The 13,443-nt window shown below is 66.3% G+C and carries 10 protein-coding genes; 6 read left to right on the forward strand and 4 right to left on the reverse strand.

The genetic code is table 11. From position 1 onward, the window contains the following. Nucleotides 1-2,110, reverse strand: a 2,110-nt coding sequence (locus LH128_RS20915) for a bifunctional rhamnulose-1-phosphate aldolase/short-chain dehydrogenase (protein ID WP_008831679.1), incomplete at its 3' end; no start/stop codon positions are given. A 122-nt stretch (nucleotides 2,111-2,232) separates the two neighbouring features. On the opposite strand from LH128_RS20915, the gene LH128_RS20920 reads away from it, so the two are divergent. From LH128_RS20920 to LH128_RS20935, 4 genes are all read left to right on the forward strand, one after another. Then, nucleotides 2,233-3,663 (forward strand): FGGY-family carbohydrate kinase, encoded by a 1,431-nt coding sequence (locus LH128_RS20920; RefSeq protein ID WP_008831680.1) that lies wholly within the window; start codon nucleotides 2,233-2,235, stop codon nucleotides 3,661-3,663. Then, a complete protein-coding gene (gene lldD, locus LH128_RS20925; RefSeq protein ID WP_008831681.1) occupies nucleotides 3,660-4,808 on the forward strand; it encodes an FMN-dependent L-lactate dehydrogenase LldD in 1,149 nt (382 codons plus the stop codon). The genes LH128_RS20920 and lldD overlap by 4 nt, the downstream gene beginning before the upstream one ends. 28 nt (nucleotides 4,809-4,836) lie before the next feature. Then, the gene (gene rhaT / locus LH128_RS20930) at nucleotides 4,837-5,904 is read left to right on the forward strand and encodes an L-rhamnose/proton symporter RhaT (RefSeq protein ID WP_008831682.1); all 1,068 of its coding nucleotides are present in this window, start codon (nucleotides 4,837-4,839) and stop codon (nucleotides 5,902-5,904) included. Nucleotides 5,905-5,982: 78 nt separating this feature from the next. Beyond that, nucleotides 5,983-6,759, forward strand: a complete 777-nt coding sequence (locus LH128_RS20935; protein ID WP_008831683.1) for a DeoR/GlpR family DNA-binding transcription regulator — start codon at nucleotides 5,983-5,985, stop codon at nucleotides 6,757-6,759. Between the two features lie 113 nt (nucleotides 6,760-6,872). Here LH128_RS20935 and LH128_RS20940 read toward each other — a convergent pair whose 3' ends face one another. From LH128_RS20940 to LH128_RS20950, 3 genes are all read right to left on the reverse strand, one after another. Continuing rightward, nucleotides 6,873-7,508 carry a hypothetical protein gene (locus LH128_RS20940; protein WP_008831684.1) on the reverse strand — a complete coding sequence of 212 codons (636 nt, stop codon included), beginning with the start codon at nucleotides 7,506-7,508 and terminating at the stop codon, nucleotides 6,873-6,875. Nucleotides 7,509-7,594: 86 nt separating this feature from the next. Beyond that, nucleotides 7,595-8,581 carry a sterol desaturase family protein gene (locus tag LH128_RS20945; RefSeq protein WP_037520650.1) on the reverse strand — a complete coding sequence of 329 codons (987 nt, stop codon included), beginning with the start codon at nucleotides 8,579-8,581 and terminating at the stop codon, nucleotides 7,595-7,597. A 479-nt stretch (nucleotides 8,582-9,060) separates the two neighbouring features. Continuing rightward, nucleotides 9,061-10,407, reverse strand: coding sequence for an LLM class flavin-dependent oxidoreductase (locus LH128_RS20950; protein ID WP_008831686.1), 1,347 nt, complete (start codon nucleotides 10,405-10,407; stop codon nucleotides 9,061-9,063). Nucleotides 10,408-10,905: 498 nt separating this feature from the next. Here LH128_RS20950 and LH128_RS20955 point away from each other — a divergent pair, with 498 nt between their 5' ends. Both LH128_RS20955 and LH128_RS20960 read left to right on the forward strand, forming a co-directional pair. Beyond that, a complete protein-coding gene (locus tag LH128_RS20955; RefSeq protein WP_008831687.1) occupies nucleotides 10,906-12,894 on the forward strand; it encodes a phage tail sheath family protein in 1,989 nt (662 codons plus the stop codon). Between the two features lie 22 nt (nucleotides 12,895-12,916). After that, a complete protein-coding gene (locus tag LH128_RS20960) occupies nucleotides 12,917-13,441 on the forward strand; it encodes a phage tail protein (RefSeq protein WP_008831688.1) in 525 nt (174 codons plus the stop codon). Nucleotides 13,442-13,443: the final 2 nt, after the last annotated feature.

Below are 13,443 nucleotides of genomic sequence, written 5' to 3' on the forward strand. Positions count from 1 at the left end.
GGGCGTTGCCCGCATCGACGTTGATCATGTTGCCGGTGGACTTGGCGGACTGGTCGCCCGCCAGGAAGTACACCGCCTCGGCAATGTCACCGGGCAGCACGTCGCGCTTGAGCGTGGAGCGCTGGCGGTAATGTTCCTCCAGTTCCTTGCCGGTGTCGATACCGTGGGCGCCCGCGCGCTCCTTGCGCCAGTCGCCGTCCCAGATGCGGCTGCCCTTGATGACGGCATCGGGGTTGACGACGTTGACGCGGATGCCGTGCGGCGCCCCCTCCAGCGCCAGACAGCGCGCAAGGTGGTTGGCCGCCGCCTTGGCCGAGGCATAGGCGCTGGCATTGGTAGCGGCGGCGACGCCGTTCTTCGAGCCGATGAAGACGACGCTGGTGCCGCCCTGTTCCTTCATGCCCCGCAGGAGCGGCCACGCGGCGCGGCTGGTCAGGAAATAGCCCTGCGCCAGAACGTCGTAGTTGCGGTTCCACAGTTCGATCGTGGTTTCCTCGATCGGCGCCGAGGAGGCGATGCCGGCATTGGCGACGAGGATGTCGAGGCCGCCGAACTCGCGCGCGGCGACGGCGAAGGCTTCGGCGACTTGCGCCTCATCCGTCACGTCGCACACCACCGAACGCACCACGTCCTTGCCGAACTGCCTGGCGAAACCGGCGCGCACGTCCTCGACGACGGCGCCGTCGCGGTCGGCGAGAACCACGCAGGCGCCCTCGGCCATCAGCCGCGCCGCGCTCGCCGCGCCGATGCCGCCCGCACCGCCGGTCACCAGCGCGACGCGGCCGACCAAGGGCTTGGGCGCGGGCATGCGCTGCAGCTTGGCTTCCTCGAGCAGCCAGTACTCGATGTCGAAGGCTTCCTGTTCATCGAGCGCGATATAGTCGCCGATCGCCTCGGCCCCGCGCATCACATTGATGGCGTTGCCGTAGAACTCGCCGGCGAGGCGCGCGGTGGTCTTGTCGGTGGCGAACGTGATGCGCCCGACGCCCGGCACCAGCACCACGACCGGATTGGCATCGCGCATCGCGGGCGAGTTCGGACGCCTGCAGCGCTCGTAATAGGCAGCATAGAGGTCGCGGTAATCGGCGATCTTCTGCGCCAGGTAGGCGCCATCCTGCAACCGCGCCGGGTCGAGCGTCAATGGCGCGATCTTGGTACGCAGGAAGTGATCGGGGCACGAGGTCCCGAGGTCAGCGAGGCGCTGGAAGTCCGCCGAATTCACGAACTCGAGCGCTTCGGCATCGTCCGAATAGTGGCCGACCTTGCGCCGCGCTCCGGTCATCAGGCCACGCAGGCGGGGCATGAGATCGGCCGCGATTGCCGCGCGGTCCCCGGCGGTTTCATAAGCCGCGCCGCCGAACGCGGGCTTCCCGGCAAGGCCCGCATTGAGGTAGGCGGCAGCGTCGGCGATCAGTTCGACGGTGTGTTCGTAGCAGGCCTTCGCGCTGTCCGCCCAGCAGATGATGCCGTGGCCCGCGAGCATCACGCCCTCGACGCCGGGGTTGGCCGCCACGAAGTCACGCAGTTGCACGCCCAGCGTATAGCCGGGGCGCTTCCACGCCAACCAGCCGATCCGGCCGCCCCAGATCGCCTGCGTCGCCGCCTCCCCGCCGGAGCTGGCGGCAAGCGCGATGATCGCGTCCGGGTGGACGTGATCGACATGCGCGAAAGGCAGCAGCGAATGGAGCGGCGTGTCGATCGACGCCGCGCGGCCGTTCAGGTTGAAAGTGCAGTGCGGCAGGTAGCCGACCATCTTGTCGTCGTCGTCCGGGCCGCCGTAGTGCTGTTCGAGGCCAAGCAGCTTGTCCTGATAGAGCGTCGCGAATCCATCGAGCTTCATCGAGCCGATGTCGCCGCCCGAGCCCTTCACCCACAGGACTTCCACCGTCTCTCCGGTCAGCGGATCGACCTCTTCCAGCTTGGCGGAGGTGTTGCCGCCACCGAAGTTGGTGACAGTCAGGTCGGAACCCAGCAGGTTGGAGCGGTAGAGCAGCAGTTGGGCAGGAGAAAGAGACGCCGCGACCGAGTCGTCCCACCGGCTGGTCGGCACGGCGAAAGTGAGCGCGGGGGCGGATTTCAACGGGGCGGCGGGGGCAGTGATTGTTTCCATGGACACCCTCTGACATTTCCTCTTTTCATGTTCAATCTGAATCGATAATAATCGCTCACAATCAATCAATCAACACCATGTTCAGGCAGATCGCTGCCTGGTTGAAAATGGCGGCGGAGAGAATGGCAGGAACAGGCGCTTACATCGTCGTTGATATCGGCAAGACCCTCACCAAGGTGTCGCTGTGGTGCCGTTATGGTACCCTTGTGTGCCGCCAGGTGCGCCCCAACCCGACCCATGAAATCGACGGGATCCGCCGCCTCGACGCCGAGGGAATCGGCGAATGGCTGCGCGCCACCTTGCGTGAATGGGCAGGCCATCCGGTCGAGGCGATCATCCCCGTGGCCCATGGCGCCGCCTTCGCCGCGATCGGAGAAGGCGGGCTGCTTTTCGCCCCGCTCGACTACGAACAGCCGATCCCGGGCGACGTCATGGCCGCCTACCGGGCCGAGCGCGACGCGCTTGCCGTGACGGGCTCCCCCGCCCTGCCCGACGGCCTCAACATGGGCGCGCAGATCTGGTGGATGGCGCAGCGCCACCCCGAGGCGATGGCGCGGGCGACGCTGGTGCCCTGGGCGCAGTACTGGGCCTGGTTCCTCACCGGCCGGGCGGTCAGCGAAGTGACCAGCCTCGGCTGCCACTCGGACCTCTGGGCACCCGGCGAAGCGCGCTTCTCACCGATGGCCGAGCGCCTCGGCTGGGCCGAGCGCTTTGCCCCCGTGGTCGGCGCAGGCGAGGTCGTGGGGACTCTGCGCCCCGAACTCGCGGCCGAGACGGGCTTGCCCGCGAGTGCGCAAGTGCTTGCCGGACTTCACGATTCCAACGCCGCGCTGCTCGCCGCGCGCGGCTTCGCGCAGATCGCGCGGCAGGAGGCGACGATCCTTTCCACCGGCACATGGTTCATCGCCATGCGCCTTGCTGCCGAACCTTTCGCCATCGCCTCGCTGCCCGAAGGGCGCGACACGCTGGTCAACGTCGATGCCTATGGCGCGCCCGTGCCCTCGGCCCGTTTCATGGGCGGGCGCGAGATCGAGACGGTCATCCAGCTCGACACCCGCCGCATCGACATCAAGCCCGACCAGCCCCGCCTGATGGCCGAAGTCCCGGCGCTGCTGCGCCGCCGTACGATGATGATGCCCACGCTCGCGCCCGGCTTCGGCCCCTATCCCGACGGCGAGGCGCGCTGGGTCAACGCGCCGGTCGAGTGGCAGGGAACTTGGTACGCCCGACGCGCGGCGATCTGCCTTTATGCCGCGCTGGTGGCGGATACCGCGCTCGACCTGATCGGTTCGAAGGACCGGCTGCTGATCGAGGGACGCTTTTCCGAGGCCGAGGTCTTCGTGCGCGCACTCGCCGCGCTGCGCCCGGAAACCCGGGTCTTCCTCGCCAATGCCCATAACGACGTCTCGTTCGGCGCGCTGCGCCTGATCGACCCGTCGCTCGAAGCGGGCGGCGAACTTATCTGCGTCGAACCGCTGGAAGGCGACCTCTTCGGCTACCGCGACGCCTGGCGCGAAGCCGTGGCAAAGGCTCCCGCAGGACTGACCGCATGATCACCGCCTCGATCCCCGACTTTCGCGAAGCCGCACGCCGCACGCTGCCGCGCTTCCTGTTCGAATACATCGACGGCGGCTCCTATGCCGAGGCGACGCTGCGCCGCAACGTCTCCGACCTTGCCGAACTCGCCCTGCGCCAGCGCGTGCTGCGCGACGTCTCGGCGCTGGACCTGTCGACGCAGCTGTTCGGCCAGAAGCTGGCCCTGCCCCTTGCATTGGCGCCGATCGGGCTGGCCGGCCTCTACGCCCGGCGCGGCGAGACGCAGGCGGTGCGGGCGGCGCAGAACGCCGGCGTTCCCTTCACACTCTCCACGGTGGGCGCCTGCACCATCGGCGAAGTCGCCAGGACTGCGGACCGGCCGTTCTGGTTCCAGCTCTACATGATCCGCGACCGCGCCTTCATGAAGGACCTGCTGGCGCAGGCGGTCGAGGCGGGCTGCTCCACCCTCGTCTTCACCGTCGACATGCCGGTCCCCGGCAGTCGCTATCGCGATTACCACACCGGCCTTGCCGGGTCCGGCGGCATCAAGGGCGCGCTATGGCGCTTCGCGCAGGCCGCCGCCCGCCCCGGCTGGGCATGGGATGTCGGGATCAACGGCCGCCCCCACACGCTCGGCAACGTCGCACCGGTGCTGCAGGGCAGGACCGGGATCGAGGACTTCTTCGCCTGGATGCGAAACAATTTCGACCCCTCGATCAACTGGCGCGATCTCGATTTCATCCGCTCAGAATGGAAGGGGCCACTGATCATCAAGGGCATTCTCGACCCGGACGACGCGCGCGAAGCCGCAGAGCTGGGCGCGGACGGCATCGTCGTCTCCAACCACGGCGGGCGGCAGCTCGACGGCGTGCTTTCGAGCGCCCGCGCCCTGCCCCCGATCGTCGATGCGGTGGGAGACCGCCTGACCGTGCTGGCCGACGGCGGCATTCGCTCCGGCCTCGACGTGGTGCGGATGCTGGCGCTGGGCGCCAAGGGCGTGCTGCTGGGCCGCGCCTGGGCCTGGGCGCTCGCGGCCGGAGGGGAAGCAGGCGTCACGAAGATGCTCAAGCTGATCGAGGCCGAAATGCGCGTCGCCATGGCGCTCACCGGCACCACCCGCATCGACCAGATCGACCGCAACTGCCTGGCGGCCACCCGATAATATACATCAAGAGAGGATCACGAAAATCATGGGAGGCAATCCGCCGCTGGGCGTCCTGTTTCACTGGCTTGGGGGCTTCGCCTCCGCCAGCTTCTACGTCCCCTACAAGCGCATCAAGTTGTGGTCGTGGGAGATATTCTGGCTTGCGGGCGGCATCTTCTCCTGGGCCATCGCGCCCTGGCTCTTCGCCTCGCTGCGCACCGAGGACCTGCTCAGCGTATTGGCATCCACGCCTTCGCGGACCTTGCTGTGGTGCTGGTTCTGGGGCGCGATGTGGGGGTTCGGCGGCCTGACCTTCGGGCTGACGATGCGCTATCTCGGGCTCTCTCTGGGCATGGCCGTGGCGCTGGGACTGACCACGGTGATCGGCACGATGGGACCGCCGATCTTCCACGGCACCATCGGCGAGATCGCCTCACGCCCCAGCGGGCAACTGACACTGCTGGGCATTCTGGTGACGCTGGCGGGGATCGTCGTCGTCGCGCGGGCGGGGAGCGCCAAGGACAAGGACCTGGGCGGCAAGATTTCCGAGGGCGTGGCCGAGTTCGACCTTCGCAAAGGCCTGCTGATCGCGGTGTTCTCGGGCGTCATGTCGGGCTGTTTCGCCTGGGGCCTCGATGCCGGACAGCCGATCCGCGACCTGACGCTGGCGGCCGGGACCGATCCGTTGAGCCAGGGGCTTCCGGTGCTGTGCGTGGTGCTTGCGGGCGGCCTCACCACCAATGCGATCTGGTGCGCGATCCTCATCCGCCGCAACCGCAGCTTCGGCCAGTTCCTCGGCCGAGTGCCGACCGGGGAAAAGCCTAGGCTTCTGGTCAATTACCTGCTGGCGGCTCTGGGCGGCACCTTGTGGTACTTCCAGTTCTTCTTCTACACGATGGGCGAGAGCCAGATGGGCCGCTACGGCTTCTCCTCGTGGACGCTGCACATGGCTTCCATCATCCTGTTCTCGACGCTCTGGGGCTTTGCGCTGAAGGAGTGGAAGGGCGCCAGCCTTCGTACCCGCACGCTGGTCTGGACCGGGATCGGCCTGCTCGTCGGCTCGACGGTGATCATCGGGGCGGGCAACATGATCGAGGCGGGCATGAACCCGTGAGCAGAAATGATGGATCATGATCGAAAACTCGGCCATAGGGCCGTGCAAAGACCGACATAAACCGACATAAGGTAGCCAATGCACTCCACGCAGCGTGAACGCCTGATCCTCGAAGCGGTGACCGCCACCGGTTTCGTGACGTATCGCGCGCTCGAGGCCCGGCTCGAGGCATCGCCCGCGACCATCCGGCGCGACCTGACGCGGCTGGAGGAAGAGGGCCTGATCGTCCGCGTGCACGGCGGCGCCAAGCTGGCGCAGGAGCAGAAGGAAGAGCGCGAGGACGGCCTTGCCGGGACGCCCTTCGCACAGTCGATCCTGCAGCACCTTCCGGCGAAGCAGGCGATCGGCCGGGCGGCTGCCGCGCTGTGCCGTCCGGGCGAGGGGATAATGATCGACGGCGGCACCACCACCCTGCAGATGTGCCCGCATCTGGCCGGACTGGACTGTCAGGTCCTCACCAATTCGCTGCACATCGTCGATGCCCTGTTGCCGCAGCAGGGCACGCGGGTGCTGCTGCCGTCAGGCACCGTGTTCCGGGAACAGAACATCGTGCTGGCCCCGGCGGGCGAGGAATCGATGCCGCGCTTTCACGCACCCAAGCTGTTCATGGGCGCCGCCGCCGTCGGCCCGCAGGGCGTGATGCAGCAGGACGTCATCCTCGTCGCCGCCGAGCGCCGGTTCATGGAGCGCGCGGAGGAAGTCATCCTCCTCGTCGACAGCAGCAAGTTCACTTCGTCCTCGGGCGCGATCGTGTGCGGGCTGGACGAGATCGGCACGATCGTCACCGACCCCGGCATCCCCCGCGACATGGCCGCACGGTTGAACGACCTTGGCGTCAGGGTGATCGTCGCCTGAAGCGGACGGAAGCGCGAAACTGCACATTGAAAAGCTCTTCGTCATCCCCGCAGAGGCGGGGCCCCAACTGATCTCCGTGCGACGAGAACCGGCAGGAGACGGGCTCCCGTGCCCTAAGCGCCCGCGAGCTTCCTGCGGATCAGCGCCTTGATCTTCCGGTCCTCAAGAACCCGCCCACCGACGTAGAGCGCGGCGAAGATACCGGCGAAGACATAGGCGGAAGTGGGCGAGTGCTTGTCGTCCTTCTTATCTTCCTTCTTGTCCTTCTTGTCCTTGCTGTCCTTCTTGGGCTTTTCCGGAGCCGGTGCGCCGAGGAACTTGTCGATCGGGTTCATTGCCGGCACGGCCTTGTCCTTCTTTTCGTCCTTCTTTTCGTCCTTCTTTTCCGAGGCTTCGGCTGCGGGCTTTTCCAGCTTGCCGAGCGCGATCGTCAATTGCCCGAAGGCGAGGAACAGCAGCGGCGCCAGGAAGCAGAACAGCAAGGCCCGGCTGGTCATGTGCCAGCGCAGCACGGACCCGCCCACGCCGTTCTCGATCCGGAGCGTGCCGCCGTCGAAGACCGACATCCTGTCCTGCGCGGCCTGATCGCGCTTGGTGAAGGTCAGCGTGTCGCCGCCGCGTTCGTGGCTGGTGCCGCTCTCGAAGAACAGGGGTGTGAGGCGGTCGAAGGCATCCTCGCGCGACTGTCCGGGCGCGAGCGGCAGGCTGCCCCTGACATGCCAGATCCAGTCGATGAAACGCGCGTTCATGGTATCCCTTTCGGCACGGCCACAAGGGCCGCCCAGGTCGGTGGACTGCATTTGCATGGGAGGAGAGCCGCGCCCGATGCGGGCGGTCACTCGGCCGGAACCGCAGTGGCGCGGGTGCCGCCGAAGCGTTCCTTCAGGGTCTTCCAGCCTTCGGTGAAGGGGAAGGTCATCTGCTCACGGATGCCCATGCGACGGCCGCCTTCCATGCCCAGCAGTTCCGCCTCGCCATCGACGCAGGTGCCGAAAATGCGGTCGATGAAGATGTAGGTGTTGGTGAAGTTGCTGCGGCTCGCCTCGAAGTCCTGCGAGTGGTGGAGGCTGTGATGCTCGGTCGTGTGGAACAGGAAGCGCCACCAGCGGGGCGAATTGAAGCGCACGTTGATGTGCTGGTAGCTGCCCACCGCCATGCCGATCGCCCCGGCAAGCAGGAACGCGCGCGGCAGGAAGTCGAAGAACCCGCCGACGCCCAGCCCGATCAGGAACAACTCCACCGGGTTGCCGACCGCGCCCTTGTTGATGTTCAACTGGGTGATGTAGTGGTGCACCGAGTGCGGCAGCCACAGCGGATACCAGTTGTGCATCCCGCGATGCATCCAGTACTGCCCGAAATCGAAGATGAACGAGATCAGGAACGCCTGGAGCAGCAGTGGCAGGCCGGTAAACCAGGCGAACTTGTCCCAGTGGAACGCGCCCTGGATCGCCTCGATCATCACGCCGTCGCCGATGTAGCCATCGACGATGCGCAGGATCGTGTAGCCGAGGCCGACGTAGAACAGGTCGGTCGCCAGTTCCTTCCACGTGAGGCTCCAGCTTTCGTAGCGCGGGAAGGCCCATTCGAGGCCGAGGAGAAACAGACGGAAACCGATGCCGATGCCGATCGCTGTCGATGCCTTGGCGATGGAATTGGGGGCGTAGTACCAGAACGCGATCAGCGCGAAGAGCACCGTTGGCTGGAACCAGGTGAAGACGAACTGCTTCACCGGACCGCCTTCGACCCTGCCGATATTCTCCCAGCCGACAGTGACTGGTGCCTGTGTTCCGATCAATCTCTTACCTACGCGAACCCCGTCCATGCGCCTGCCCTCGTAATATTTGACCACCCATGTCAGTAATACTTATTTCAAACATGGTAATACGGGATGGCGACGTCGTCTACGCCCTTTCTGCAATGCAGCACGAAATCTACGCTACTTTACGAAAAAGCGTCGGCCGGACCTTCCGCATGGTCAATTACTCCGGGTCCGCAATATAGCCTTGACCTTATCGGCCATCAAAGAGATTTCTCCGAGAAACAGGCAAATCCTGTATTCCCGAAGCAATTAGAGCAATCGAATAATGACTTGCGAGATCGGCACTCGTGTAATGTTCCGGCCTCTGGAGAACATGCGATCCGCCTCATCTCGTCGTTACGAACCACGTGCGGCACCGGGAAGCAGCATGGCGCCGCCTCCGGGTGACCGGCTCTTTCAACATGCCGATTCGCTGCCGGGCAGCCACTCGAGAGAGCCCCGGACCGGCACCACGGCGCCGAAACGCCAAGTGCGCGGCTGCGTCACTGCGCGGCCAGCATGTCCTCGCCCAGATCGAAGCGGTTGCCGGGATGCTCCAGTCCGAGGTGGTCCCGGAGGGTCGTACCCGCGTACTCGCTGCGAAACAGCCCGCGCCGCTGCAGTTCCGGCACGACGCCTGAAAGGAACCGCTCCGCCCCTCCCGGCATGTAGGGCGGCATGACGACGAAGCCGTCGGCGCCCTTCTCGCGAACCCATTGCTCCATCCTGTCCGCCACCGTCGCGGGCGAGCCGACGAACTTCGCGAAGGCGAGGCCCTTGGCATAGCTTCGACCGAGATCGCCCAGCGTCATGCCCTGCTCCATCGCGCTCTTGAGCACGACTTCGAAGCGGCCCTTGCTGCCACGTATGCGATCGCGGATATCGGGCACCGGCGCATCGGCCGGGTGGACGGACAAGTCGTAGTTCATGCTCCCCGACATGAAGCTGAGCCCTGCCTCGGGATGGATCAGCGCGTCGAGTTGGGCTTCGAGTTCGAACGCGTCCTCGTCGGTATCCGCGATGATCGGAACCACCCCCGGCAGCACCTTGACCGCATCGGGAGACCGGCCGGCGGCCACGACCTGGGCCTTGAAGTCGGCGTAGAACGCCTGCGCCTTGGCCAGCGTCGACTGCACCGGGAAGATCACTTCGGCATTGCGCGCGGCCAGAGACTGGAACGCCCCGGAGACACCGGCCTGGATCAGCACCGGATGCCCCTGCGGCGGCCGCACCGCGCCGAGCGGCCCCTTGACCTGGAACCACGTGCCGCGATGATCGGCGTAGTGGATCCGCGACGGATCGGCATAGCGCGCGCTCGCCTTGTCGGCGGTGATCGCGTCTTCCTGCCATGTGTCCCACAGCAGGCGCACGACGTCGATGAACTCGGCGGCGCGTTCGTAGCGCTCGGCGTGCCCCAGATGCTCCGCCCGACTGAAGTTGCGCGCCTCGCCGTCATTGACGGAGGTGACCGCGTTCCAGGCCGCGCGCCCCTTGCTGAAGTGGTCGATCGACGCGAACATGCGCGCAGCGTGATAAGGCTCGGAATAGCTGGTCGAGATCGTCGCCCCCAGCCCGATCCGGTCCGTTGTCATGGCCAGTGCCGAAAGCAGGGTCAGCGGCTCGACGTGGATCGCGGGCCGCAGCCTGACGGCGGCCTCGAACGAACTGCCGTAGATGTCGTCGATCGACAGCTTGTCGGCCACGAACACCATGTCGAGCTTCGCCTGTTCCGCCGCCTGCGCGATCCGCGCGTAGTTGGCGACGTCGAAGGGATCGCCATGCTCGGCCAGCGGATGGCGCCAGCCGGCAAGATGTGAGCCCGAAAGCGAAAGGAACAGGGCGAGATGCACGGATCGACTCCTCAGATTGCCGGGAGGACCTGCGGACCGAAGCCGCACGGGACAATCGAGTTGGTCGCCGCGACCTATGAGTTGTTCTGAACGGTGGCGCCGACGGGCAGGGAGCGGGTGACCTGCCGCTGCATCGTCATGGCAAGCGCAGCGACTCAATCCTGCGCGGGGTGACGCGGCAAAGCGCCACGCTTTACCGCATGCAAAACCCGCAACGACAGTCGAAATGCAGGGAAAGACAATCCAATCAAGTAGAAGCAATACTACATGATGTTAACCAATATCAGTTGATCTGCGTAATAAGTCATTTCGCCGCACAACGACAAACATACTCTAACATAGATCGTCATGTGCCCCGAACTTCCCCCGGTGCTATTGAGTCGCCGCAAGCAGATCCGGTCGCCAAGTAGCTATACGTAGCGATAATCATTCAAGGTCGATTTCCCATCAACATCGATCCACCATCCGCATGTGCGGACAAGGGGGAGGAGGGGCCTCATGCCTATCGTACCGACCTATCCCGGCGTCTACGTCGAGGAATTGGGCAGCGGCGTGCGTCCGCTGGCCGGCGTACCCACCGCGATCGCCGCCTTCGTCGGCTATACCGCGCGCGGGCTCGACAACCGGGCGACGACGATCTTCAGCTACGCCGACTACGAGCGCGAATTCGGCGGCCTCGCCGCCAACAGCGAGCTGAGCTATTCGGTCCAGCAGTTCTTCCAGAACGGCGGCGGCCAGGCGATCGTCGTGCGCGTGCCCAAGAGCGACGGGGTCGCCGCGCAGGTCAACCTCAAGGAAGGCGTCGCCAACGCCGCCAAGGTCAGCTTCACCCTCACCGCGACCAGCAAGGGCGACTGGGGCAACGGGATCGTCGCCGACGTCGATTACGACGGGGCATCGGCCAGCAACTTCAACCTCACCCTGACCGATCTCGGCAGCGGCGCCGTCGAGCGCTGGGCAGACCTCAGCGTATCGACCGCCTCGCCCCGCTTCGTGGAGGCGGTGCTCAACGACCCGGCCAACGGCTCGCGCCTTGCCAGCGCCAAGGTCCCCGCCGCGAGCCCCGGCGCGCGCCCGGCCGAGAGCGGGATCGTCGGCACCGACTTCACCGTCACCTCCACCGGGATCACCGGCCTCGCCAACGACAAGGCGTACAAGGTCCGGGTCACCGCCAACCGGCCCAGCGGCCCCGTCACCGCGCTCGAAGTCACGCTGGTCAAGCAGGCCGAGACGCTGCCCACCTCGGTCGTCGCCCTCGCCCGGCTGCTGGAGCGGCGCTTCAACGAGGCGCTGGCCGCCGCACTGCCCGGCGCGGCCGTCGCCGTCGGCGTCACCGGATCGGGCAAGGCCTTGCGCATCGCCCCGATGTTCGACCCGGCCTTGCTCCCCGCGGCCGTGGACACCACGCTTTCGCTGGCGGACAGCGCCCCGGCAGGCGCCCTCGCTATGCTCAAGCTGCCTGCGGCAAACTTCAACGTCGGTCGCTACCGCCTCGGCACCGGCACGGCCGAAGCCGCCCAGCGCAACCCCGTCCCCGGCGCCGACGGCACCCAGCTGCCGCAGAGCGCCGACGTGATCGGCAGTCCGTCCGCCTTCACCGGCATTCATGCGCTGGAAAAGGCGGACATCTTCAACATCCTCGTCCTGCCCGACGCCACCCGCGCCAGCCCCGGCGATCCCAACGCGCTCGATACCGGGCTGGACCCGAACGCCATCTATCAGGCCGCGCTCGACTATTGCGCCAGGCGCCGCGCCTTCCTGCTGATCGACCCGCCGCCGACCGTGAACACCGTCGACCGCGCGTTCGAGTGGATCTCCTCGGGCCTCACCGTCAAGGGCGCCAACGCGGCCACGTATTTCCCCCGCGTCCGCATGGCCGATCCGCTGAACGACTTCCAGCTGCGCACCTTCGGCCCGTCCGGCGCGATCGCCGGGCTCTATGCCCGCACGGACGCCGAGCGCGGCGTGTGGAAGGCCCCCGCCGGAACCGACGCGCAGCTGCGCGGGGTGCGCGGGCTGGTCTACAAGCTGTCCGATTCCGAGAACGGGCTGCTCAACCCGCTGGGCCTCAACTGCATCCGCGCGCTGCCGGTCTACGGCACGCTCTCGTGGGGGACGCGCACCCGCGTCGGCTCCGACGTGGAGGCAAGCCAGTGGAAGTACGTACCCGTCCGGCGCCTTGCCCTCATGATCGAGGAAAGCCTGTTCCGGGGCACCCAGTGGGTCGTCTTCGAACCCAACGACGAACCGCTGTGGGCGCAGATCCGGCTGAACCTCACCACCTACATGCACGGCCTGTTCCGGCAGGGCGCGTTCCAGGGCCAGACCCCGCGCGACGCCTACCTCGTCAAGTGCGACAAGGAGACGACCACGCAGGCCGACATCGACCGGGGCATCGTCAACATCCTGGTCGGGTTCGCGCCGCTCAAGCCCGCGGAATTCGTCATGATCCGCATCCAGCAGCTGGCCGGTCAGGCCGCTTCGTAATCGGCAAGGGAGGAGTTGCCCGATGGCCCAGTTCAACGTCAACGCCCAGCGCTTCGACCCGTACAAGAACTTCAAGTTCCGGGTGAAGTGGGACGGCCGCTATGTCGCGGGCGTCAGCAAGGTCAGCGCGCTCAAGCGCACGACCGAGGTGGTCAAGCATCGCGAGGGGGGCGATCCCTCCTCCAGCCGCAAGTCCCCCGGCCGCAGCGAGTTCGAGGCCGTCACCCTGGAACGCGGCGTCACCCATGACGTCGAGTTCGAGCGGTGGGCCAACAAGGTCTGGAACTTCGGTTCCGCCCTCGGCGCCGAAGTCTCGCTCGCCGACTTCCGCAAGGACATCACCATCGAACTCTACAATGAGGCAGGGCAACCGGCGATCGTCTATCGCCTGTTCCGCTGCTGGATCAGCGAGTTCCAGTCGATGCCCGATCTCGACGCCAACGCCAACGCGGTGGCCATCCAGCACATCAAGATCGAGAACGAAGGCTGGGAGCGCGACTACGCGGTAACCGAGCCTTCCGAACCGAGCTTCGTCGAACCGCAGTAAGG

The sequence above is a fragment of the Sphingomonas sp. LH128 genome (assembly GCF_000293195.2).
GTDB lineage: Bacteria > Pseudomonadota > Alphaproteobacteria > Sphingomonadales > Sphingomonadaceae > Novosphingobium > Novosphingobium resinovorum_A.